The organism is Herbidospora yilanensis, assembly GCF_001570565.1.
Taxonomy (GTDB): domain Bacteria; phylum Actinomycetota; class Actinomycetes; order Streptosporangiales; family Streptosporangiaceae; genus Herbidospora; species Herbidospora yilanensis.
Genome location: NZ_BBXE01000024.1, coordinates 172,365 through 194,837, shown reverse-complemented (window position 1 = coordinate 194,837; position 22,473 = coordinate 172,365). Strand labels below are relative to the sequence as shown.

Sequence of the window (22,473 nt, the reverse complement as noted above, 5' to 3'; positions counted from 1 at the left end):
ACCGGGCGGAGACGTCAGGGGCACTCGCCGTTGCCCCAGTGCATGTTCTCCGGGCACAGGTCGAAGATGACCTCGCTCCACGGCACGGCCGACGCGGGCCCGGCGAGGCCCGCGAGTGCGCCGGCGGCCAGCACGAAGACGATCAGTCCGGCTTTCACACTCTTCTTCATGGTGATTCCCCCGTCAGGAATGGGACTCCGTGACACGCACGCCGACATCAGTCGCTGGGAGGCTCGTTACCCCAGTGCATGTTGGGGTCCGGCGGGACGACGCAGTCGTCGGGGTCGACAGCGTAGTCGCACGGAGGAGGCGGCAGCGGCCCCGGCGCCGCGAGGGCGGACGTGCCGGACACCCCGAGCCCGCCCACGGCCAGCGCGGCGACCACCACGGCCTTGCGGCTCTGCTTCAGGTTCATTCGGCGCCCCCGCGTGTGGTCTCGTCGATGTCGTCGGCGCAGTAGGGATTGCCCCAGTGCATGTTGTCCCCGCATGCGATGGGGTCGTGGTGGTATTTGGTCGGGTCGGTCTTGATCCCGACGATGACGACCCCGCCGACCGGCTCGACCGCGGCGGCGGGCGCGCTGAGTGCCCCGAGAGCCCCGACCGTCAGCGCGACGGCGGTCAGGCCCGCTTGTGCTCTTTCTCTCATCTGGTCCCCCGTCAGAGGTGAGACGCCAGAGTGACACGCCCGCGTATAGCGGGCGTATATCCACTTATATCGGCTGGTTATGGGCGGTGTACGACGACCTCGACGCCCACCCCGAGATCGCCGAGCGTCCGGGCGGCGTCCGCGAGCGACATCCGGACCAGCGGGAACAGCCGCTCCGGCGGCACCGGGGTGACCGACAGGACGACGAAGACCACCCGGGCGGGGCGCGCCCCGCCCGGGAACCGGCCGCGGGCGGCCCTCACCGCAGAGGTCACGACCGGGCCGAGACCGGCGGCCGTGGTCACGTACACCAGGTCGCCCCGCGCGGTCAGGAGGTCGCCGAGGTCGCCGCCGGGCAGGGCGAGCAGGTCGGGGCGGAGGTTGCCGGCGTTGGCCGCGTAGACGCGGGGCGACTCCCCCGGGTGCCAGGCGGGCAGGTCCCAGCCGGGAACGAAGAGCGGGCGGACGCGGGCCAGGGCGTCGGCCAGCCGGCCGGGGTCGAGTGCGCGCCACTCCCCGTCGACCAGGGCCCAGCGATCGTCCATGACCGCCTGCAGCCAGGCCGGCACGCGGGCGCCGCCGATGTCCTGCCGGCCAGCGTACATGCGGATGATCCCGGACCGGAGCGCGGCCACCCGCCCGCCGGCGGGCTGGAGGAGGGCACGCTGCAGCACGTAGGCCGGGTCGACCGAGGGGCGGTAGCCCGACACGCTGCCGACCTTGACGCGGAAGCGGTCGGCCCGCGCGTGGGCGGCGCGGCAGGCGGGCGGCACGACCACCGACCACGTCACGGCGTCTCCGTCGGGGCGGGTGTCGATCCGCTCGTCGAGCCGGGCGTCGAGTTCGGCCCGGGATAACGGGGGGCGGCAGCGGCTCATGGGTCGTCTCTCTTCTCGCGGGTGTCTTCGGTTGTGGAAATGTAATGCTGGAAATTACTGGAAGCAACTGGAATAGCTTGGCTTTCCGTGGGCCCGCTGTTAAGGTGCGGAAACGTGGATCTGGACGGGCTGGAAGCACAGATGGGGAAGCTGAGGAAAGCCATCCGGCAGGCGACGGCGGCCGGGCGGCACGCCGAGGCGCGGGCGCTGCGGGCCCGGCTGCGGGAGGCCGAGCGTCAGTGGGACGCCGAGGTCGAGCAGCCCGCCACCCAGCCCCCCCTGGTTCCGGTACGCGAACAGGTCCACCGGGCGCTGACCCTGCTCGGCGCCCCCACCGCCGCGAGGATGATCGTCGCGGTCGACGAGTCGTTCTTCGGCGGCCAGATGGCCAACACCCAGCTCACCAGCCTCCGGCGGGACGAGGAGAAGTCCTACCGGTCGGCGCCCGGCGCCCGGCCCTACTACCTGTGCGCGGCGCTGACCTCCGAACTGCTGTCCCCGGCCCGAGGTTTACTGGCGCTCAGCACGTGGGCGCTGCCCCAGCGGATCATCGGGCCGCTGAGCCCGCGCACCGACTTCCTGACCTCGGCCGTCCGGCTCGCCGAACACCTGATGCGGCTCGACGACGTCTCACCGGGCGCGTTCCGGCTGCTGGGGCAGCTCGCGCAGAACATCCCGGGGGCCGGCGACGGCTTCGGACCGGCCGATCCGGCCAAGGTGATCGCCGCGGCGGGGGCGGAGCTGGCCGTACACCAGGAGAGGGATCAGATGGACAGGCGGGAGGCGGCCGCGCGGGCGACCGACCGGCTCGGACCGGTCGAGCGGCTCTTCGGTTCGGGAATCAGGACGGTGAGGTCCGCATGAACCGGCTCGACGCCATCCGGGGCGGCACCCCGGGGCAGGACCACAACGCGCGCAGCATCGCGGCCCTGGCGGCGAACCCGGCGTGCGACCGGCGGGCGGTCCTCGACGCGGCGGCGATCGACAAGCCCCGGCTGATGCGGCGGCTGCGGTTCGACGACCGGTGGGGCCAGTCGCCGTTCGCGATCCAGCGCAACCAGCAGTTCACCGACCTGGTGAAGGCCAACGGCGCGGCCCACCTGCTGCGGCTGCTGCGCACCCTGCTCGACCTGCCGATCGAGGAGGCCGGTTACGTCAACCTCGAAGACGCCGGAGGGAACGAGGGCCAGGTGGCGCGCCACGGGCACACCCGCCGCGTCATCCGACAGACTGCCGAGGGCCGCGGCCGGGCGACGATCCTCGACCGGCCGCTGCTGCGGCTCGACGTCGCGGGCGCGCAGGTCTACCTGGAGCCCGACGTCATCGCCTTCCAGCTCGGCGGCGTGTTCCACATCGTGGCGATCAAGTCGTTCGCGATCGTCGACGACCAGGCCGACACCCCGAAGGTGTCGGCGGCGGCGCGCGAGGCGGCGGTCTACGTCCACGCCCTGCGCGAGCTCGTCGGCCGCGACCTGGTCTCCCACGACGTGATCCTGGTCTGCCCGCGCGACTTCACCAACGAGCCGACGGCGACCACGGTCGACGTCCGCCACCAGCTCGTCACACTCGCCCGCCAGCTCTCCCGGCTGACCCGGATCGACACGATCCTCGACCGGCTGCCCGAGAACCTCAGCCTCGACCTCGACGCGTTGTCGCCGGCCCAGATCGAGGCCGCCGTGGCCGCCGTCCCGGCGCGCTACGCCCCGCAGTGCCTGTCGGCCTGCGAGTTGTCCCACCTGTGCCGCCGTGAGGCCCACGACCTGGGCCACCTCGACGCGCTGGGCCGCGTCGTCCGCGACGACCTGGGCGGCATCGAGTCGGTGCGGGCCGCGCTGCGGGTCGCGACGCCGGGCGAGCCGGTGGCCGACGACCAGGCCGAGATCGCCGAGCGGCTCCGCCACGTCGCGCGCCTCTACGACGAGGCGGTCGCGTGAGCCTGCTCCACTCCTACGTGAAGGTGAAGGCGCGGGAGCGGGGCCGGGCGCTGCCGCGCGCCACCGTGCGCCACGTCCACCTGGCCGAGGCGCCGATGGTGTTCGTGCCGCTCCGGCTGGCCGGTGAGGCCGCCGCGCCGCTCGGCGCGATGGTCGGCACCGATCCGCGGCGGCCGACGCTGCTCGTGGTGCCGCAGCCGCGCAACCGCGACCTGCGGTTCCAGTTCCTCGCCGACCTCGGGGCGGTGCTGCTGCCCTACATCGACCGGATCTCCCGGCAGGTCGAGACGGTCGAGGCGAAGACGCCGTTCGAGCGGTGCCTCGACGCGCCGCAGATCGTCGTGCCGAGCCCCGGCGGGGTGGAGTTCGCCGCCAAGCTGGGGCGTTCGTCGCGGTTCCGGCGCACGACCGGGCCCTACGCGGTCGACCCGGCGGTGCCGATGCTGGGCCGGTGGCTGACCTTCCTGGCCGAGCAGAGCGAGTTCGCCGGGTCGTCGCTGATGGTGGCGATGACCGACCTGCTGACCGCCCACTGGGTGACCGGCCAGAGCGCCGTCGAAGACGCCGACCTGGCCGCGCTGCTCGGCTGGATCGACCCGCCCGAGGGCCTGACCGGCCCCGAGGCGGCGGCGCTGGCCGACGATCCGCTGACCCCGCCCGCCGGTCCCGACACCCATCCCGAGTTCGACCGGCAGGAGCTCCAGAAGGCGATCGAGCACTACGACGTGACCGGTTCGGCCACGCAGGTCGAGGAGGCGCTGCACGGCCAGTTGCGGCCCACGTGGGACCGCATGTGGCAGGCGATCGGTCTGCTCGCGGCCCTGAAGGAGTCGCCCGGCGCGACCACCCGCTGGGAGCGCGACCGTGTCCACGTCGCCCTCCACCGCGCCTGGATCGACGGCGGCGGCCTGCCGCAGGGCAAGCGCGACAGCGCGGTCGCGGCGGCCAAGCGGCTGGCCCGGCTGGAGGCGGCGCAGCAGTCGTTCGAGGCGACCCGCGCCTTCGACGACCCGCTCGTGATGGCCGAATACCGGGCCGACGGCGTGGCGTTCGCGGGCGAGGTCGTGGCCGTCGACCTGACCCGGCGCATCGTGCCGCCGGGCGGCAAGCGCGAGGTCCCGCGTCCCCTGGTGACGATCGAGACCTCCGATCCGGTACGCCTGGCGAAGGGCAAGAAGGTGCGCTCGCCCTCCCGGCCGCGCCAGTCGGCGACGATCACCTCGTTGGCCGACCGCATGGTGACCGTGCAGATCGACGACGGCATGGGCCGGGGCTCGCAGCCCGCCGAGGGCAGCGTGCCCGGGGTCGGGACCGTGATCTGCTACACCGAGCTCGACCCCGGCGAGTCGCGCCGCGCGCCGCTGCCGCCGCGCGAGGAGACGCCGTGGACCCACGGCGGCCCGCCGCCCGACTACGTGCCGACCGACGACGACGCCGCGGAGCCCTGGTCATGACCCCCGCAGAAGCCGCCAGGGCGGCCACCGAGACGATCCTGGCCGACTACACCAGCGCGGCCTCGCCGGGCCTGGTCGTCGACTCGCCCCCGGGCGCCGGGAAGACCACGCTGGTCGTCGAGACCACGGCCGCCATCGCCGCCAAGGGCGAGCGGCTGATGATCGTGGCGCAGACCAACGAGCAGGTCGACGACCTCGTCGACCGGCTGGCGCGGCGCTCCCCCGAGCTGACGATCGGGCGGCTGCACGCCGAGGGCTTCGACCCGCCCGAGCGGGTCCGCCGCCACGCCGCCGTCACCACCGGCAGCAAGATCGCCCAGGTCGACGCCTGCCAGGTCGTCACCGCCACCGCCGACAAGTGGGCCTACGTGGCCGACCGGAGCTGGAAGTGGGCGATCGTCGACGAGGCCTACCAGATGCGCTCCGACAAGCTCCTCGGGGTGGCCCGGTTGTTCGCCGACGGCCACGCGTTGTTCGTGGGCGACCCGGGCCAGCTCGACCCGTTCAGCGTGGTCGACAGCGAGCGGTGGACCGGCCTGAAGTGGGACCCGCTGCAGAGCGCCGTCGCGGTGACCCAGCGGCTCAACGGATTGCGCACCCACCGGCTGCCGGTGTCGTGGCGGCTGCCCGCCAGCGCCGCGCCGATGGTGTCCGAGGCGTTCTACCCGGCGGGCGGCTTCACCGCCGGCACCGAGGAGGGCGCCCGGCGGCTGGAGCTGACCGTGCCGGGGATGCGCTCGCCGTTCGACCGCACGGTCGAGATGGCCGCCGCCACCGGGTGGGCCCTCTACGAGCTGCCGAACCGGCACACCGTCCGCACCGACCCGGAGGCGGCGCAGGCCTGCGCCGAGATCGCCCGGCGGCTGGTCCAGCGCGGCGCGGTCGCCCACGACGAGCACGGCTCCCACCCGGTGACGCCCGACCGGATCGCGATCGGCTGCGCCCACAACGACCAGGTGGCCGCGGTGAAGCTGGCCGAACCGCCCGAGGGCGTCACCGTCGACACGGCCAACCGGCTCCAGGGCCGCGAATACGACGTCACGATCGTGCTCCACCCGCTGTCGGGACGGCGCGACGCGACCGCCTTCCACCTGGAGTCGGGGCGGCTCTGCGTGCTGACCTCGCGGCACCGGCACGCCTGCGTCGTGGTGGCCCGCGCGGGCATCGCCGACCTGCTCGACCACCACCCGATGAGCCCGAGGGTGCAGCTCAACGTGCCGATCAAGTTCCCCGACGGGTGGGCCGCGAACCACGCGGTCCTGGCCCACCTGGAGAACTACAGGGCCTGAGCCAGCACGTCGCCGATCAGCGTCGCCGTCATCGGGATCTTGTAGGCCGTCTCGGGGAACGCCGGGGACCAGTCGAGGCGGGCCGCCCGTGCGAACAGCCCCTCCGACGGCGCGCCGCCCGTGAGCGCCGCCTCGACGCCGGGCAGCCGGAGCGGCACCGCCGCCACTCCCCCGACGGCCACCCCGGCCCGGACGATCACGCCGTCGCGCACCGTCAGGTGGGCGACCGCCTCGGCCAGCGGCCACTCGGCCGAGGCGCGGCCGGTCGCACGCCCGTACCCGGCGCGTTCGCCGTCGACCGGCGGCGGCAGGGTGACCGCGGTGAGCAGGTCGGACGCGTCGAGCAGGTGGTCGCGGGCGCCGTCGCCGTAGAGGCCGGCCACGGGTCTCGCGGGCCGCTCTTCGATCTCGGCGACGGCGTCGTAGGTGAGCAGCGCCATCGCCACCGACGACGGGTGCGGCGCGACGCACGGGCCGAGGTCGAGCACGACGGCGCGCTCGCCGGGGTTGCCGCGCGCCGGGCAACCCTCGCCGCCGGTCTTCAGGCACTCGTAGTGCTCGTTGCGGTAGTAGCGGCAGCGGGTGCGCTGGAGCAGCACCCCGCCGAGCGTGGCGGCCCGCCTGATCTGCGGCGTCGCCAGCGCGCCGGCCGTCAGCGCGAGGGCGGGGTAGGCGGCCCGGAGGCGGGGGTCGGTCGCCAGGGTGTCGACGGTGACCATCGCGCCGATCCGGAACCCGCCCTTTTCGGTGGTCTCGATCGACCGGAGGCCCCGGTCGCGCAGATCGACGATCGGGCCGGTCGAGCGGCCCGACGCGCGGCGTTCCATCAGATCGGTCCCGCCGGCCCGGTATTCGGTCATCGGGGCATCCCTTCGAGCAGGCGGTCGGGGCGGACGGGCAGGTCGAGCGGGCGGAAGCCGGTCGCGTTGAAAATCGCGTTGCCCACCGAGGCGGCGACCGAGATGGTGCACACCTCGCCGAGCCCGATGCCGCCGCCCGGGACGTGGTCCCAGCCGTCCTCGTGGAAGTGGATGGTCATCTCGGGGGTGTCCTTGACGCCCGGCAGGCGGTAGTCCTCCAGGTTCGCCGACAGGACCACCCCCGTGCGCGGGTCGGTGAGCCGCTCCTCGTAGAGGGCGTAGCCGATGCCCTGCACGATGCCGCCCTCACACTGGTTGCGGGCGGCCGCCCGGTTGTAGATCGCGCCGGCGGCGATGCCGCCCCACACCCGGGTGACCCGCGTGTGGCCGAGCAGGGTGTCGACCTCCACTTCGGTGATGTGCACGGCCCCCGCCAGCCCTCGGCCGATCCGCAGGTGGTCCATCGACACCGGGACCGCCGAACCGCGCCGGTCCTTGGGCCGTTCGCCGAGGACGGTCACGCCCTCGGCCTCGCCGACGGGCTTGCCGCCGAGGTGCGCGGCGAGTTTCCGGGCCGCGTCGCGGGCGGCCGGGCCGACCGAGGCGGTCGACCGGCTGCCACCGGCGACCGGGCCGTGGGGCGCGTGGGAGTGGCCGACCTCGACGACGATGTCGGCGTCCGGGAAGACCTCCCTGACGGTGTTGCGGATGACGGTCCGGACGCCGGTGCCGATGTCCTGGGTGGCGGTCCGGGCGACGATCCGGCCGTCGCGCACCGTGAGCTCGACCTTGGTGTCGAGGTCGGCGGTGTAGATCCAGTTGGCCGCGGCGGCCCCGACACCGCGGCGGTGACGGCCCGTCTGGGGCGTCGTGGGGCGGTCGCGCCAGAGCGGGAGTTCGCCGGCGATCTCGTAGAGGGCGCGGCGGCGGCGGTTGCCGTCCCAGGTGCGGCGGAGCCGGAGCGGGTCGGCGCCGAGCCGGTGGGCGATCTCGTCGACGCCCTGCTCGACCGCCCACGCGAACGGCGGGCCGCCCGGTCCCCGGAAGGGGCTGGCCGGGGGCGCGTTGCCGACGACGTCGCGGTCGCGGAAGTGGCGGGGGCCCCGGCCGTACATGAGCAGGCCCAGGGTCGCGACCATGGAGCCGGTCGAGACACCGCCGTGGCCGGAGACGTCGAGCTCGATCGCGGCCAGCCCGCCGGCCGGGGTGCCGAGCATCCGCAGCTCCGAGCGGGTGCCGGGGCGGTAGCCGGTGTCGGTGAGCTCCTCGGCGCGGGACATCGCGACCCTGACCGGGCGGCCGAGCTTCCGGGAGAGTTCCACGGCGGCGACGGCGTCGGCGCCGAGGCCGAGCTTGGCGCCGAATCCGCCGCCGACGTGATGGGCGACGACCTCGACCTTCGGCGGATTCCAGCGTTTGGCGGCGGCGGCCTTCAGGTGCGGGAGCGCCTGGGTGGAGGTGTAGAGCGTCAGCCCGTCGGCCCGCCAGTCGGCCACCGAGGCGTGCGGTTCGAGCGCGGTGTGCGACTGACCGGCGGTGGTGAACGTGGCGGCGAAGTAGCCGGGCGCGTTCCGCTCCTCGGCGGCGTCGAGCCGGCGCCGGGCGGTGCGGCCCCGCCAGGCCGAGGCGTACCCGGACCGGACGTTGCCCCGCCACCGGCCCGGGAATCCGGCGCCTTCGGCGCTGGAGGGCGCCTTCTTCTGGGCGGCGGCGTCGGGGAAGATCACCGGGGCGCCGGCCCGCCGGGCCTCGCCGGGGTCGACGACGGAGGGCAGCGGCTCGTAGGCGACCGTGACCCGCCCGGCGAGCTCTCCGGCCTGGGCGGGCGTCTCGGCGGCCACCGCCGCGATCGGCTGGCCGGCGTAGCGGACGACGTCGCCGTCGAGGAGGCGTACCGAACCCTCGGGCAGTTCGACCGTGACCCGGGCGTGCGGAAGCCGGGAGCGCACGATCACGCCGTGGAGCATGCCCGGGAGGGTCACGTCGACCGTGTATTCGGCCGTGCCGGTGACCTTGGCCGGGGCCTCGACCCGGGCGGGCACCGGCTCGCGGTCGTCGAACACACCCGAGCAGGCCTGCCGGACGGCGGTGAGGATGTTCTCGTAGGCCCCGCACCGGCACAGGTGCCCGGTCAGCGCGTCGGCGACCTCCTCACGGGAGGGCGTGCCCTCGCGGTCTTTACGCCAGCGGTCGTGGAAGGCCACGGCCTCGGTCACGAAGCCCGGCGTGCAGAACCCGCACTGGAGCGCGTCGCACTCGACGAACGCCCGCTGGACGGGGTGGTCACCACCGACCCCCTCGACGGTGGTGACCTCAGCCCCGTCCAGATGGGCGGCCGGCAGCAGGCAGGACGCCTTCGGCTCGCCGTCGACGAGGATCGTGCAGGCCCCGCAGACCCCGGCGCCGCAGGCGACCTTGGTGCCGGTGGCCCCGAACACCGTCCGGATCACGTCGGCGGCGGTGTCGTCGGGACCGGGGTCGTGCTCGCGTGGACCGCCGTTGAACGTCAGGCGCATCGGAGGCTTCCCTTCGGCCGTTATGCGGAGTGAATGTTCACTCCGCTTGGGATCGTACGTCAAGCAGCGCCCACGTGGCCGCCCGCGCCGCCGCCAGATCCTCATCGGTCAGCCGCAGCCCCGCGCGCCGCGCCTTCACCAGACCGACCAGGGCGCCGTAGACGAGCGCGACCAGCATCCGAGGGTCACCGGCCCGGATCTCTCCCGCCCGCTGCCCCTGGACGACGAAGTCGACCGCCGTCTGGTCGATGGAGGTCGAGGCGGTCCGGCTGTCGACGTCGAGGTAGCTCTCGTGCTGCTGGAGTTCGAGGAACGCGAACGCCTCCGGGTGGTCGGCCGCGAACCCGACGAACGTGCGGAACATGGCCGCGAACGTGCTCTCGTAGGACGCGCCGGCCGACCGCTCCGCCGCGAGCCGCTCGGCCAGCCGCTGCTTCCAGAGCCGGTAGACGGCGTTCCCCAGCGCCTCCTTGCTGGGGAAATATCGATAGAGGGTGCCCACCGACACCCCCGCCCGATCGGCCACCACGGCCACCGGGGTGTCGCCATAGGTACGCTCGTTGAACACCGCGAGCGCTGCGTCGAGCAGCGCGGCACGCGTACCTCCCGCTCGTGTCATTCCGGCAGTCTACGGTGGGCCTGGTGGGGATGACCTGGGACGAACCGGCCACCGTCGCCGAGGCGACGGAGATCCAGTCGCGGCTCCGCCCGCTCGCCGACCTGGCCTCGGAAGGGCCCGCGGAGATCGGCTTCACGGCCGGTCTCGACGTGGGCTACGCGGCCGACGACACGGTGACCGGAGCCGTCGTCGTGCTCGACTCCTCGCTCAACGTCGTCGACCAGGCGGTGGCGCGGGAGAGGGCCCGGTTCCCTTACGTGCCGGGGCTGTTCGCGTTCCGCGAGATCCCGCCCCTGCTGACGGCGCTCTCCCGCCTGTCGGTCACCCCCGGCCTGCTGGTCTGCGACGGCTACGGGGTGGCGCACCCCCGCCGGTTCGGGCTGGCCTGCCATCTGGGCGTGCTGACGGGACTGCCGGCGATCGGGGTGGCCAAGACGGCGTTCGTGGGCACGCACGAGCCCCCCGCCGCCGAGCGCGGCTCGTGGACGCCGATCGTCCTCGACGGCGAGACGGTCGGCCGCGCCCTGCGCACCCGGACCGGGGTGAAGCCGGTGTACGTGTCACAGGGACACCGCATGAGCCTCGCCAACGCGTGCGCCCAGGTGCTGCGGCTGACCCCGGAGTTCCGGCTGCCCGAGCCGATCAGGCTGGCCGACCGGCTCTCTCGTACCTGACCGACAGGTCGGGCTTCCACCCGCCCTCCTCCAGGGCCAGCTCCCAGCCGCCGTCGATGACGTCGGCCCCGACGGTGGCGGTGAAACGCTGCGCGAACCCCGGCTGGTCGCGCCACATCCGCCAGACGCCGTCGTCCAGGCTGCACTGGTAGACGCGGTGCACGCCCCGCCCGTCGGAGTAGAGCTGGGTGAACCGCCCGGCGTCGTCGTCGAGGCCGTAGACGCAGACGGCGGGGAACAACTCGGGCATGCCCTGGTCGCCGGGGAAGACGTCAGTGTGCTGGACGACGAACCGGTCGTCGAGCCAGGTGAACGTCGACCGGACCCGGCCGAGCACCCGGCCGTCGGCGAGCGCGGTCGTGACGGCCCATTCGCCGATGAGAGGCGTCAATCGCTGCATGCCGCATGCCTAGCAGAAAACGGCGGTCATTCGGGCGCCGGAACGGCCTTCTCCGCGGCGCGGCTGACCTCCTCCCAGGCCGCCCAGGTCTCCGTCTTCTTCCGGGAGAGGTCGAAGGCGATGTCGTAGACGGCGCTGCCCAGCAGCAGGCGCAGCGGCGGGTTCTCGTCGGCCACGAGTCTCATGACGGCTTCGGCCGCGAGCTCCGGCAGGCTGTCGACGGATCCTTCGGCGAAGCGCTTCTCCAGTTCGGCCCGCAGCGGCGCGTAGACGTCCATCGGCTCGGTCGTGACGAGCCCGGTGGTGTAGAGGCCGGTCCAGTATCCGCCGGGCTCGACGATGGTGACCTTGACGCCGAAGCCCTCGGCCTCCGCCGCCAGCGCCTCGCTCATCCCTTCGAGGGCGAACTTGCTGGCGCTGTACATCCCCGTGAGGGGGAAGCCGCCGAGCGCGCCGATGCTGGAGATTTGCAGGATGTGGCCGCTCCCCTGGTCGCGCAGGTGCGGCAGCACGGCCTGGCCGACCCAGAGGGGCCCGAAGAAGTTCGTCTCCATCTGGGCGCGGGCCTCGGCCTCGCCGAACTCCTCCAGCATGCCCATGGCGAGGTAGCCGGCGTTGTTGACGACGACGTCGAGACGGCCCATACGCCGCACCGCCTCGTCGACGGTGGCCCGGACGGCCGCCCGGTCGGTGACGTCGAGGGGCAGCGCGAGGAAGCGGTCGCCGTGCTCGGCGGCCAGTTCCTCCAGCGGCGCGAGGGTGCGGGCCACCCCGACGACGCGGTCGCCCGCGGCGAGCGCGGCCTGGGCGAAGGCCCGGCCGAGGCCCCGGCTCGCCCCGGTGACGAACCACACGCGATCAACGGTCATCACGGTCCCCTGTCATTTGCGAGACGATCCGTCTCGGCTTGCCAAGACAGTAACGCGAGACGATCCGTCTCGTCTACACTTCTCCCATGACGACGCAGCGAAAGGCGCCCGACGCGGCCCGGCGCAACGAGGCCGCCCGCCGGGCGATCCTCACCGCCGCACTCGATCTGGCCGGAGAGGTCGGCTACGCCCGGCTGAACATCGAGGCCATCGCCGCCAGGGCCGGGGCGGGCAAGCAGACGATCTACCGGTGGTGGCCCTCGAAGGGGGCGGTGCTGTTCGACGCGCTGCTGATGCTCGCCGAGGGCCAGGGCGACCGGCCCGCCGACCTGCCCGACACCGGCGACCTCGAAGCCGACCTGAAGACGGTGCTCCGCGCCACCGTCGCCGAACTCAACGAGCCCCGCTACAGCGAGCCCATGCGCGCCCTCGCGATCGAGATCCTCCTCGACCCGGCCCTGGCCGCCGACTTCGCCGAGCGCCTCGACGAACCAATGAGGGAGCTGAAGCGCCGCCGGCTGCGCCGCGCCCAGGAGGCCGGGCAGCTCGGCTCCGGCGTCGACCTCGACGTGGCCGTCGACCTGCTCTGGGGGCCGCTGAAGAACCGGTGGCTCCACCGCGAGGGGCCGCTCACGGCCGAGTTCGCCGACGCCGTGGTCGAGACCGCCCTCAACGGGCTCCGGAGGGGTCGCTGAGTAGCCCCCTACTCTCCCCCGGACCGTTCCGCGCGGCCATGGTGGACTTCCGGCATTCCCCCGAAGGCCACCAGGAGCCCGACATGGACGCAAGGGCCGTCTTGACCGCCGCCGCCTCGGATCCCCGGCCCGAGGCCGCCGTCCCGCAGCCCGTCTGGACGATCGTCCCCGGCACGCTCGCCGACTTCCTCGCCACGGCCGGGACGCTCACCCTCGACCAGCGGCGGCTCATCGTCCGCCAGGCGCTGCTGGTGCTGGAGCAGAACTTCGCGCACCTGCCGCTCAAGGTGGCCATGCACGGCGTCAACCCCGTCCAGCGGCTGCGGCTGCTCCAGGCGCGGCTCAGCCGCCAGGAGACGCCCGACCCCGAGTGGGCCTTCCACTTCCAGCTCCAGTCGATCTTCCACTCGGTCCGCGACCTGCACACCGGCTACCGGCTCCCGAAGCCGTTCGCGGACGCGGCGGCGTTCCTGCCGTTCCTCGTCGAGCAGGCCGGCGACCGCTACGTCGTCACGCAGGTCAACGCCGGCCTGCTGCCGGTGGGCGGCGAGCTCAAGGTCGGCGTCACGGTCACCCACTGGAACGGGGTGCCCATCGGCCGGGCCGCCGACGTCAACGGCGAACGTTACGCGGGCGGCAACCTGGCCGCCCGGCACGCGCGCGGGCTCGAATCGCTGACCCAGCGGGCGCTCGCCGGGCACCTGCCGCCCGACGAGGAGTGGGTCGTCGTCTCGTACGTCGACCTCGACGGCAAGCCCCAAGAACTGCGGATGCCGTGGCTGGTGCTGCGCCGGACCGTCCCGGCCGCCCCGGTCGGCGGCGACGCGCCGCGCGGCGTCGACATCGAGGGCGAGCAGCTCGCCTCGATCAGGAGCTTCCTGTTCGAGGGCGCGGGCCCGTCGAACTACACCGCGACCGGCATCTTCCTCTGGCGGGCCGTCGAGACGACGTCCGGGACGTTCGGGCACGTCCGCATCACCGGCTTCAGCCTGGGCGAGTTCACCTCGCAGGCGAGATTCACCGCCGCGCTGCAGGCGCACGTCGAGGCGTTCGCGCAGATCATCACGTCGCTGCCGGAAGACGGGCTGATCATCGACATCCGGAGCAACCCCGGCGGCCACATCCTGGCCGGGGAGATCCTGCTCCAGTTCCTCACCCACCGCCGCGTCCAGCCCGAACCCGCCCAGATGGTCAGTTCGCCGCTGAACCTGCTGCTGGCAGCGCACACTCCCGGCTACGCCCGCTGGCGGAGGTCACTGGAGTTGTCGGTCGAGACGGGCGCGGTCTACTCCGACGCCTTCCCGCTCAGCTCCGAGGAGCTCGTCAACACGTTCGGGCAGTTCTACCACGGCCCGGTCGTGCTGATCACCGACGCGCGCTGCTACTCGACGTCGGACATCTTCGCCGCCGGGTTCGCCGACCACGCCATCGGCACGATCATCGGCGTCGACGACAACACCGGCGCGGGCGGCGCCAACGTGGTCGGCCAGGCCGACCTGCTCCACGACCTGCGCGACGTGCCCGGCAGCCCCTACGAGCCGCTTCCCGCCGGCGCCGCGATCAGCGTCGCGATCAGGCGCACCCTGCGGGTGGGCGAATCGGCCGGGACCCCGCTGGAGGACCTCGGCGTCGTGCCGTCGGTACGCCACCGGCTCACCGTCGCCGACCTGCTGGAGGGCAACCCCGACCTGATGGAGACGGCCGGGCGCGAGCTGGCGCGGCTGCCGAGGCGGCGGCTGAAGGTGAGCGTCGTCCCGGGCGACGACGCGCTCGTCACCCACTTCGACACCCTCGGCCTCGACCGGGTCGACGTGTACGTCGACGGACGCCCCCGTGGCTCAGTCGACGTCACCCCCGGGGCCGGCGGCCTCACCCTGCCGGGCGCCGGCGATCGGGTCAGGGCCGAGGGATTCCTCGGCGGGGAACTCGTGGCGGTCGCCACGGTCTTCCCCGAGGCGGGTTAGCGGCGGGCCGCGGCCGACCGGCGGACCTTCTTGTCGAGCCAGGTCGGCCCGCTGGACCTGATCGTGACCGGGGCGTCGAGTTCCTGGGCGACGAGCCCCGCCCACGAGTCGGGCGCCTGGGACAGGACCGGGCGGGCGGTGAGCAGGCGTTCGGACACCTGCGCGCGCAGCTCCAGGCCACCGCCGGGCACCAGGGTCAGGCCGTCGGCGTACTCGCGGCAGACCTTGAGCTCGGGGTGCTCCTCGGCCACGTCGAGGTGGGTGAGCGCGATCTCGTCGACGCCGCCGCAGACGCGGGCTGCGTAGCGGAGCGCGACGAGGTCGAGGTGGCCGGTGCGGAACGGGCCCTGCCACTCGCCGGTCATGTTGTGGCGTTCGGGCAGATGGAGGGTGGGGTCTTCGGTCACGAACGGGCCGTTGCCGTGCCGGGTCATGTACGTCCGGACCACGCCCAGCCGCTTCGCGTCGTCCAGGCCGGCCTCCCCGAGCAGCTCGAAGGCGTTGGTGAACGTGGTCGTGGACCAGGTCGTGTAGGGGTGGAAGCCGTACCACTCGTCGAGGAGCACGCCCTGCGCGCCCTCGAAGACGAGCGGCCCGCCCGAGGGCAGCCGGCCGGTGTGCACGGTCGCGGCGAACTGGCGGTAGGCCTCGGCCACGTCGTCGACCGAGGGCATCCTGATCGGCCGGCCGATCTCGGCGGAGGCCCAGTCGCGCAGCCGCCGCAGCAGCGGGCGCAGCGCCCGGGGGTTGCCGCAGTCGGCGACCCGGATCGCCGATCCGGGGTTGTCGATCGCGTAGGACGCCGTCTCGCCGACGCCCATGCCGCACGACCCGTGGCGGCGCTCGCCCCGGGAACGTTCCCGGAACTGGTTGACGCGCTTGTGGAACGGCGTGGTGACCAGCGCCTCCGGGTCGACGGTCAGCAGGTCGAACGGCCGGTGCACGCCGAGCCAGCGCAGGTGGTTGGCCTCGCTGGCCAGCCGCATCGGGTCGACCATCATGTATCGCGACAGGAAGGTCGGCACACCCCAGAAGGTGCCCGCGCCGAACTGGGCGAAGGTGTGGTGGCGGCCGTCGGGGGTGACGACGTTGTGGCCGGCCTGGCCGCCGCCGTTGTAGCGGACGACGGCCCTGATGTCGGCGTGCCGGGAGCACAGGTAGTCGACGACGGTGCCCTTGCCCGCGTCGCCGTATCCGAGGTCGGCGACGATCACGTGGTCTTCCATGGTGGCCTCCACTCTCGCTAGTGGGCCTTCTGGGACATGACGCGGTCGACCACGGTGAGCGCGATCGTGTCGCAGATCGACGAGACGTCGTCGAGCTCGATCACGCGGTCGCCGAGTAGCGTGCGCCACAGGCCGCTGACCTGCTGGTCGCCCGCGTGGGAGGTGCCGCCCGGGATGATCACGTTGATGTCCCAGGTGCGGGAGGCCTCCTTGACGACGGTCTCGGTGCGGACGTCCTTGACCATGGACTCGCCGAACAGCGCGGCCACCTCGTGGCCGGACACCGAGGGGTAGGGCATCTCGTCGCCGATGACGAAGGCGACGCCCTTCACGCCGCGCTTCTCGTGGCAGTCGAGCGCGGTGTGCCGGGCCAGGAAGTAGAGCGCCAGTTCGTAGCTCTCCCGCATGCCGCCGCCCCCGCCGCCCTCCAGGAGGATGCGGCGCAGGTCCTCGTCCATGCGGTTGTCGGACTCGAACTGGCCGATCTGGAGGGGCGCGCGGTCGCACGTCGCGTCGCCGACGGCGCCGAAGAGGATCTGGGCGTCGGGGACCAGCGCGGTGACCGTGGAGAGCAGGCTCGGCAGGCGGACCTGTAACTCGCGCGGGACCCGCTGCATCGAGCCGGTGACGTCGAAGAAGACGGCGACGGCGACGCTCTCGGGGTGTTCCTGGGAGTCGCGCGCCTCCCTGACCTTCACGTTGTAGGGGTCGAGCGCCTGGTGCACCCGCCAGGTGTGGCGGGGGCGGTCGCGCATCGCCTCGGAGTGTCCGAAGGCGGCCAGGCCGCGCTGCTCGCGGTAGGTCTGCGCGGCCTGGAATTCATCGTCGGACCAGTGGCCCCATCCCATGTGCGGTGACTCCTCATCGGTGGCTTCGAGTGTTCGGTGGCTTCAGGTCGTCTCGGACGGGCGCAGCAGCGCCGGATGGAGCTGGGTCGCGCCGCCCCACCGGTAGAGCCGGGCGCGGGGGCCCCCACGTTCTCCCCCGCGCTCGGTGGTGCGGCCGGTCTCCTCGACGTAGCCGTCGACCGACATCACCTTCCGGTGGAAGTTGCCGGGGTGGAGCTGCTCGCCCCACACGACCTCGTAGACGTTGCGCAGTTCGGAGATGGTGAACTCCGGCCCGACGAACGAGGTGGCGAGCGAGCTGTACTCCAGCTTGTTGCGGGCCCGTTCGACGCCCTCGGCCAGGATCGCGGCGTGGTCGAAGGCGAGCTTCATGTTCCTGGTGGCAGCCAGGGACATCCACGCGGCGTTCTCGGCGTCGGTTCCGGCGACGGGCTCGGGCACCTGGGGCGCGAAGGCCAGGTAGGCCACGGTGAACACGCGCAGGGGGCGCGGGTCGCGGCCGGGCTTGCCGAAGGTCTTCAACTGCTCCAGGTAGACGCGGTCGAGGTCGGTCTGCCGAAGGCCTGTCTCCTCCTTCAGCTCGCGGGCGGCGGCCTCGTGCAGGTCCTCGTCAGGCTGGACGAACCCGCCCGGGAGCGCCCACTCGCCCTTGAACGGCGGCTCGCCGCGTTCGACGAGCAGGACGTGGAGCTCCTTGTCGCGGATCGTCAGGATGACGAGGTCGACCGTCACACCCACAGGCGGGTAGTCACGCGGCTCATAGGTGTTCAGCCATTCCGCCTCTTCCATCGCACCGTCTTTCTCAAACTGAGTATTTCTAATGTTGAGCATAACCCTGTGTCCCGGTGCGCACAAGCCGTGTTCCTGAACGTTTCACCACACTCCGTACGCCGCCCCACGTCGGCAGACCCCGCCTCGTCACGTTCCCGAAACACTCTGTACGCCGGGCGGAAACGCGCCCACATTGAGAGCCGCCCACCCCCCCGCCCTGGAGACGACCTGCTCATGAGACCCCCACCCAGACCCCGGCCGCGGTCGTGGCGGTTCCGCGCCACGGCCGTGTTCGCCGCAGTGGCGGCGGCCGTCGCGCTCGCCACGTTCCCCACCCTCCCCGCCAACGCCGCCATCGCGTGCCAGGTGACCTACGCCAAGCAGTGGGACAACGGCTCCGGCTTCGGCGCCAACATCTCGATCCAGAACCTCGGCGACCCGGTCAGCCCGTGGCGGCTGACCTACACGTGGCCGGGCAACCAGACCGTGCAGCAGGGCTGGAACGGCACCTGGTCGCAGTCGGGCGCGAACGTGACCGTCGTCGCGCCGTCGTGGGCGCAGAACCTGGCCTCCGGTGCGAACGTCGGCATCGGCTTCAACGGCCAGTACAGCGGCACCAACACCAACCCGACCTCGTTCTCGCTGAACGGGACGGTCTGCAACGGCCCGAACCCGTCGCCGTCCCCCTCCCCCTCGCCCACCCCGCAGGCGCTCCTGGTGACGCCGACCACGGTGAGCGTGCCCGAGGGCGGCACCGCCACCTACTCGGTCCGGCTCCAGGCGCAGCCCACCTCGAACGTCACGGTGACCTCGACGGCCGGTTCGGGTGACACCAACCTCACCGTGAGCTCGGGCGCCAGCCTGACGTTCACCTCGTCGAACTGGGCCACCCCGCAGAACGTGACGCTGGCCGCCGCGCAGGACGCCGACAGCGTCAACGGCTCGCGCACGATCACGGTCGCCTCCAGCGGCCTGGCCGGCGTGAACGTCACCGCGAACGAGGCCGACGACGACCCGGGCACCACCCAGTCGCTGGTCGTCTCGCCGACCGCGCTGACGGTCCCCGAGGGCAACACCGCCATCTTCGGCGTACGGCTGGCCATCGCGCCGACCTCGAACGTCACCGTGACCACCTCGGCCGGATCGGGTGACGGCGACCTGACCGTGACCGGCGGCGCGTCGCTGACGTTCACCCCGTCGAACTACGCGACCGTCCAGAACGTGACGCTGAGCGCGGCGCAGGACGCCGACAGCGCCAACGGCTCGCGCACCTTCACCGTGGCGTCCACCGGCCTGACCTCGGTGGCGGTCACGGCGACCGAGGCCGACGACGAGAGCACGACCAACGCGTACATCACCGAGTTCCAGACGCAGTACAACAAGCTCAAGGCGAGCGCCTCGGGCTACCTGTCGCCCGAGGGCATCCCCTACCACTCGGTGGAGACGCTGCTCGTCGAGGCGCCCGACCACGGGCACGAGACCACGTCGGAGGCGTTCTCCTACCTGATCTGGCTGGAGGCGCAGTACGGCCGCATCACCGGCAACTGGGCGCCGTTCAACGCCTCGTGGGCGCTGATGGAGCAGTACATCATCCCGTCGGCGGCCGGGCAGCCGGGCGGGCAGACGGCGTACAACCCCAGCGACCCGGCCGACTACGCGCCCGAGTTCAACCAGCCGAACCAGTACCCGTCGCCGCTCTCGACGAGCGTCGTCGCGGGTCAGGACCCGCTGGCCGCCGAGCTCCAGTCGACCTACGGCAACCGCACCATGTACGCCATGCACTGGCTGATCGACGTCGACGACGTCTACGGCTACGGCACCGGCCGCGGCAGCAGCCTGAGCGAGTGCGGCGACAACACCAAGCGCGTCACCTACATCAACACCTACCAGCGCGGCCCGCAGGAGTCGGTCTGGGAGACCATCCCGCACCCCTCGTGCGAGACCCAGCGCTACGGCCAGACCGGCGGCGGCTACCAGCCGCTGTTCATCCAGGGCACCGCGGCTCCGCAGTGGCGCTACACCAACGCGCCCGACGCCGACGCCCGCGCCGTCCAGGCCGCCTACTGGGCGCTCCAGTGGGCGACCGAGCAGGGCAACCAGTCGCAGATCGCGGCCACCATCACCAAGGCCGCCAAGCTCGGCGACTACCTGCGCTACGCGATGTACGACAAGTACTTCAAGAACCCCGGCTGCGCGTCCCCGACGTGCACCGCCGGCTCCGGCAAGAGCAGCTCGGCCTACCTGCTGAGCTGGTACTTCGCCTGGGGCGGCGCCATGGACGGCACGTGGGCGTGGCGGATCGGCTCCAGCCACAACCACGGCGGCTACCAGAACCCGCTGGCGGCCTGGGTGCTCAGCCCGTCGGGCCCGACCGCGCTGCGCCCGCAGTCGCCGACGGCCGCGACCGACTGGAACACCTCGCTCACCCGCCAGGTGCAGTTCTACAAGTGGCTCCAGTCGGCCGAGGGCGGCATCGCCGGTGGCGCGACCAACTCGTGGGACGGCGCCTACGCCTCCCGGCCGAGCAACCTGCCGCAGTTCTTCGGCCAGACCTACGACGTCGACCCCGTCTACCACGACCCGCCCTCCAACCAGTGGTTCGGCTTCCAGGCCTGGGGCATGCAGCGCCTGGCGGAGCTCTACTACGTGACCGGCAACACCACGGCCAAGTCGGTGCTCGACAAGTGGGTGCCGTGGGCCATCTCCAACACCACCCTGGGCAGCGGCGCGACCTTCGCCATCCCGAACGAGATGGACTGGTCGGGCGCCCCGTCGGCCAGCTTCAACTGCTCGACCTGCACGCCGGCCGACAACCCCGGCCTGCACGTCACGATCCGCAACACCGGCACCGACGTCGGCGTCGCGGCCTCGCTGGCCAGAACGCTGATCTGGTACGCGGCCAAGGAGAACGGCTCGACCCTGGGCAACCAGGCCAAGGCCACGGCCAAGGGCCTGATCGACCGCCTCGCGCTGTCGAAGACCAGCAAGGGCATCGCGATCCCCGAGCCGCGCGCCGACTACAACCGCTTCGACGACGTCTACAACGCCTCGACCGGCCAGGGGGTCTACATCCCCTCGGGCTACAGCGGCGTGATGCCCAACGGCGACACGATCGTCCCGGGCAAGTCGTTCCTCGGCATCCGGTCCTTCTACCTGCAGGACCCCGAATGGCCCAAGGTCCAGGCCTACCTGGACGGCGGCGCCGTGCCGACCTTCACCTACCACCGGTTCTGGGCCCAGGCGGACATCGCCATGGCCTTCGCCGACTACGGCACGCTGTTCCCGGCGGGCTGACGATCTGAAGTGAGTCCCCGGTGCGTGTTCGGCCAGAACACGCACCGGGGCTTTGGAGTACTCCGTGACAGTTATCGCCGAATTCGCCGGAGCCCGGTCGGGGCGGGCGCGGCTGGCCTGGGGGCAGCGCGCCATCTGGGACGCGATCCAGCAGGCCGGGCCGGCCAACGCCCACTTCTTCAACATCGCCCGGCTGATCGCCTTCGCCCGAGGGCGCGGCCCCTTCCCGCTGGAGGACGTGGTCGCCGCCGTGGCCGCGCTGATCCTCCGGCACGAGGCCCTCAGGGCCAGGACCCACGTCGACGAGGACGGCGAGCCCTACCAGGTCGTGCACGGCGAGGGCACGCTGCCGATCCGGCTGGCCGAGTGTGCCGACGACGAGGCCGACGAGGTCGCCGAGGTGCTGCTGGCCGAGCTGGCCCGCACGGCGTTCGCGCCCGGCGACGAGTGGCCGGCCCGGTTCGGCCTGGTCGTCGTCGGGGGCCGGGTCCGGCACGTGGTGTTCGTGTTGTGCCATCTGGCCGCCGACGACTACGCCGCCGACCTGGTGGCCCGCGAGCTGCGCCACCTGCTGCTGCGCGGCGCCTTCCCCGTGCAGCCGTCGCAGCAGTTGCTCGACCTGGTCACCGAGGAGGAGTCGGGCGTCGGCCGCTACCGCTCGGAGGCGGCGCTGGCCCACTGGGAGAAGGGCTACCGGCGCATCCCGCCCACGATGTTCCCCACCGTGGTCGGCCCGCCGGCCGAGCCGCGCTGGAGCCGGGCCGTCCTGGAGTCGCACGCCCTGGAGGACGCGGTCGCGGTCGTGGCCGCCCGCCACCACGTCAGCACCGCGACGGTGCTGATGACCGCGGTGACCGTGCTGCTGGGCCCGCTGCTCGGGCACGACGTCTGCGCGATCACCCCGATCGTGCACAACCGCTACCGGCCCGCCACCCGCAACCTGGTCGCCACGCTCACCCAGCTCGGCCTGTTCACGCTGCGGAACGACCCCCTCGCGCCGCTGGCCAAGACGCTGGAGCAGTCCCACTCCGACGCGATGCGCTCCTACCGCCACGCCCAGTACGACCAGCGGGCCTGGGACGCGATGGTGGAGAAGGTGAGCGCCGACCGGAACGTGCGGGTCTACCCGTCGTGCTGCTTCAACGACGTCCGGCCGGTCGAGCAGCGGACGGCCACGCAGGTGGCGCCCGACGGCCCGTGCCCGGCCGACGTGGAGTGGCTGCCCGGCGTGGAGCACTTCAACTGCGACTTCTGCTTCGTGGTCACCCGGCAGGCCGGGACGCTCGCGATCGGCCTGACGGCCGACACGTGCCGGTTCCCGCGCGACCGGATGGTGACGCTGATGCGCGGGGTCGAGGAACTCGTCGTCGAGTCGTCCTACCGGGACACCCGGCCGGTGGATCTGCGGGTGTTGCGGTGACTTCACGGCGGACGGGCGGTGAACTGGGGTTTATGTCCGCCTTGTCCCCAGCGCGTCTCCACGAAGAGGGGTGCCGCCGGTAGTCAAAGCATGATATTTCAGGATTTTGTCAGC

The 22,473-nt window shown here is 72.5% G+C and carries 21 protein-coding genes; 9 read left to right on the top strand and 12 right to left on the bottom strand.

Annotated elements, in window-relative coordinates:
• Positions 1-14 precede the first annotated feature (14 nt).
• The 4 genes from AW273_RS37305 to AW273_RS19280 form a co-directional block, all read right to left on the bottom strand.
• The gene (locus tag AW273_RS37305) at positions 15-170 is read right to left on the bottom strand and encodes a hypothetical protein (RefSeq protein ID WP_157555939.1); all 156 of its coding nucleotides are present in this window, start codon (positions 168-170) and stop codon (positions 15-17) included.
• A gap of 47 nt (positions 171-217) precedes the next feature.
• Positions 218-415, bottom strand: a complete 198-nt coding sequence (locus AW273_RS19290; protein WP_062349723.1) for a hypothetical protein — start codon at positions 413-415, stop codon at positions 218-220.
• Positions 412-648: a hypothetical protein gene (locus AW273_RS19285; RefSeq protein WP_062349722.1), complete on the bottom strand. Its 237-nt coding sequence runs from the start codon at positions 646-648 to the stop codon at positions 412-414. The genes AW273_RS19290 and AW273_RS19285 overlap by 4 nt, the downstream gene beginning before the upstream one ends.
• Positions 649-725: 77 nt before the next feature.
• Complete coding sequence (locus tag AW273_RS19280; protein ID WP_062349721.1) at positions 726-1,526, bottom strand: hypothetical protein; 801 nt, start codon at positions 1,524-1,526, stop codon at positions 726-728.
• A 114-nt stretch (positions 1,527-1,640) separates the two neighbouring features.
• On the opposite strand from AW273_RS19280, the gene AW273_RS19275 reads away from it, so the two are divergent.
• The 4 genes from AW273_RS19275 to AW273_RS19260 are packed head-to-tail and all read left to right on the top strand — an operon-like array spanning position 1,641 to position 6,203.
• Entirely contained in the window at positions 1,641-2,390 is a 750-nt protein-coding gene (locus AW273_RS19275; RefSeq protein ID WP_232327501.1) for a serine/threonine-protein kinase, read from the top strand.
• Positions 2,387-3,460, top strand: coding sequence for a hypothetical protein (locus AW273_RS19270; protein ID WP_062349719.1), 1,074 nt, complete (start codon positions 2,387-2,389; stop codon positions 3,458-3,460). The genes AW273_RS19275 and AW273_RS19270 overlap by 4 nt, the downstream gene beginning before the upstream one ends.
• Entirely contained in the window at positions 3,457-4,914 is a 1,458-nt protein-coding gene (locus AW273_RS19265; protein WP_062349718.1) for a hypothetical protein, read from the top strand. The genes AW273_RS19270 and AW273_RS19265 overlap by 4 nt, the downstream gene beginning before the upstream one ends.
• On the top strand, positions 4,911-6,203 hold the full coding sequence (locus AW273_RS19260; RefSeq protein ID WP_062349717.1) for an AAA domain-containing protein: 1,293 nt from the start codon (positions 4,911-4,913) through the stop codon (positions 6,201-6,203). Before AW273_RS19265 ends, AW273_RS19260 begins: the two co-directional genes overlap by 4 nt.
• Here the strand turns inward: AW273_RS19260 and AW273_RS19255 are convergent.
• From AW273_RS19255 to AW273_RS19245, 3 genes are read right to left on the bottom strand one after another with little or no spacing between them, the layout of a single operon-like run.
• A complete protein-coding gene (locus AW273_RS19255; RefSeq protein WP_062349716.1) occupies positions 6,191-7,063 on the bottom strand; it encodes an FAD binding domain-containing protein in 873 nt (290 codons plus the stop codon). The two genes, AW273_RS19260 and AW273_RS19255, sit on opposite strands and share 13 nt — an antisense overlap.
• Positions 7,060-9,579: a molybdopterin-dependent oxidoreductase gene (locus AW273_RS19250; RefSeq protein ID WP_062349715.1), complete on the bottom strand. Its 2,520-nt coding sequence runs from the start codon at positions 9,577-9,579 to the stop codon at positions 7,060-7,062. The genes AW273_RS19255 and AW273_RS19250 overlap by 4 nt, the downstream gene beginning before the upstream one ends.
• A gap of 37 nt (positions 9,580-9,616) precedes the next feature.
• A complete protein-coding gene (locus tag AW273_RS19245) occupies positions 9,617-10,198 on the bottom strand; it encodes a TetR/AcrR family transcriptional regulator (RefSeq protein ID WP_062349714.1) in 582 nt (193 codons plus the stop codon).
• 29 nt (positions 10,199-10,227) lie between these two features.
• Here AW273_RS19245 and AW273_RS19240 point away from each other — a divergent pair, with 29 nt between their 5' ends.
• Positions 10,228-10,872 (top strand): endonuclease V, encoded by a 645-nt coding sequence (locus AW273_RS19240; protein ID WP_062349799.1) that lies wholly within the window; start codon positions 10,228-10,230, stop codon positions 10,870-10,872.
• Here the strand turns inward: AW273_RS19240 and AW273_RS19235 are convergent.
• Together AW273_RS19235 and AW273_RS19230 are read right to left on the bottom strand one after the other, a co-directional pair.
• Positions 10,841-11,272, bottom strand: coding sequence for a hypothetical protein (locus tag AW273_RS19235; protein WP_157555937.1), 432 nt, complete (start codon positions 11,270-11,272; stop codon positions 10,841-10,843). The two genes, AW273_RS19240 and AW273_RS19235, sit on opposite strands and share 32 nt — an antisense overlap.
• A 26-nt stretch (positions 11,273-11,298) precedes the next feature.
• The gene (locus tag AW273_RS19230; protein ID WP_062349712.1) at positions 11,299-12,141 is read right to left on the bottom strand and encodes an SDR family NAD(P)-dependent oxidoreductase; all 843 of its coding nucleotides are present in this window, start codon (positions 12,139-12,141) and stop codon (positions 11,299-11,301) included.
• 86 nt (positions 12,142-12,227) lie between these two features.
• Here AW273_RS19230 and AW273_RS19225 point away from each other — a divergent pair, with 86 nt between their 5' ends.
• On the top strand, positions 12,228-12,836 hold the full coding sequence (locus tag AW273_RS19225) for a TetR/AcrR family transcriptional regulator (RefSeq protein WP_062349711.1): 609 nt from the start codon (positions 12,228-12,230) through the stop codon (positions 12,834-12,836).
• A gap of 83 nt (positions 12,837-12,919) precedes the next feature.
• Entirely contained in the window at positions 12,920-14,800 is a 1,881-nt protein-coding gene (locus AW273_RS19220) for a S41 family peptidase (protein ID WP_062349710.1), read from the top strand.
• On the opposite strand, the gene AW273_RS19215 is transcribed toward AW273_RS19220, so the two are convergent.
• The 3 genes from AW273_RS19215 to AW273_RS19205 are packed head-to-tail and all read right to left on the bottom strand — an operon-like array spanning position 14,797 to position 17,663.
• On the bottom strand, positions 14,797-16,026 hold the full coding sequence (locus tag AW273_RS19215) for an adenylosuccinate synthetase (protein ID WP_062349709.1): 1,230 nt from the start codon (positions 16,024-16,026) through the stop codon (positions 14,797-14,799). The genes AW273_RS19220 and AW273_RS19215 overlap by 4 nt on opposite strands.
• A 17-nt stretch (positions 16,027-16,043) precedes the next feature.
• Positions 16,044-16,874 (bottom strand): hypothetical protein, encoded by an 831-nt coding sequence (locus tag AW273_RS19210; RefSeq protein ID WP_062349708.1) that lies wholly within the window; start codon positions 16,872-16,874, stop codon positions 16,044-16,046.
• Between the two features lie 42 nt (positions 16,875-16,916).
• On the bottom strand, positions 16,917-17,663 hold the full coding sequence (locus AW273_RS19205; protein WP_062349707.1) for an NUDIX hydrolase: 747 nt from the start codon (positions 17,661-17,663) through the stop codon (positions 16,917-16,919).
• Between the two features lie 216 nt (positions 17,664-17,879).
• Between AW273_RS19205 and AW273_RS19200 the strand changes: the two genes are divergently transcribed.
• Positions 17,880-20,939 carry a glycoside hydrolase family 48 protein gene (locus tag AW273_RS19200; RefSeq protein ID WP_062349706.1) on the top strand — a complete coding sequence of 1,020 codons (3,060 nt, stop codon included), beginning with the start codon at positions 17,880-17,882 and terminating at the stop codon, positions 20,937-20,939.
• Positions 20,940-21,003: 64 nt separating this feature from the next.
• The gene (locus AW273_RS19195; RefSeq protein ID WP_062349705.1) at positions 21,004-22,359 is read left to right on the top strand and encodes a condensation domain-containing protein; all 1,356 of its coding nucleotides are present in this window, start codon (positions 21,004-21,006) and stop codon (positions 22,357-22,359) included.
• Positions 22,360-22,473: the final 114 nt, after the last annotated feature.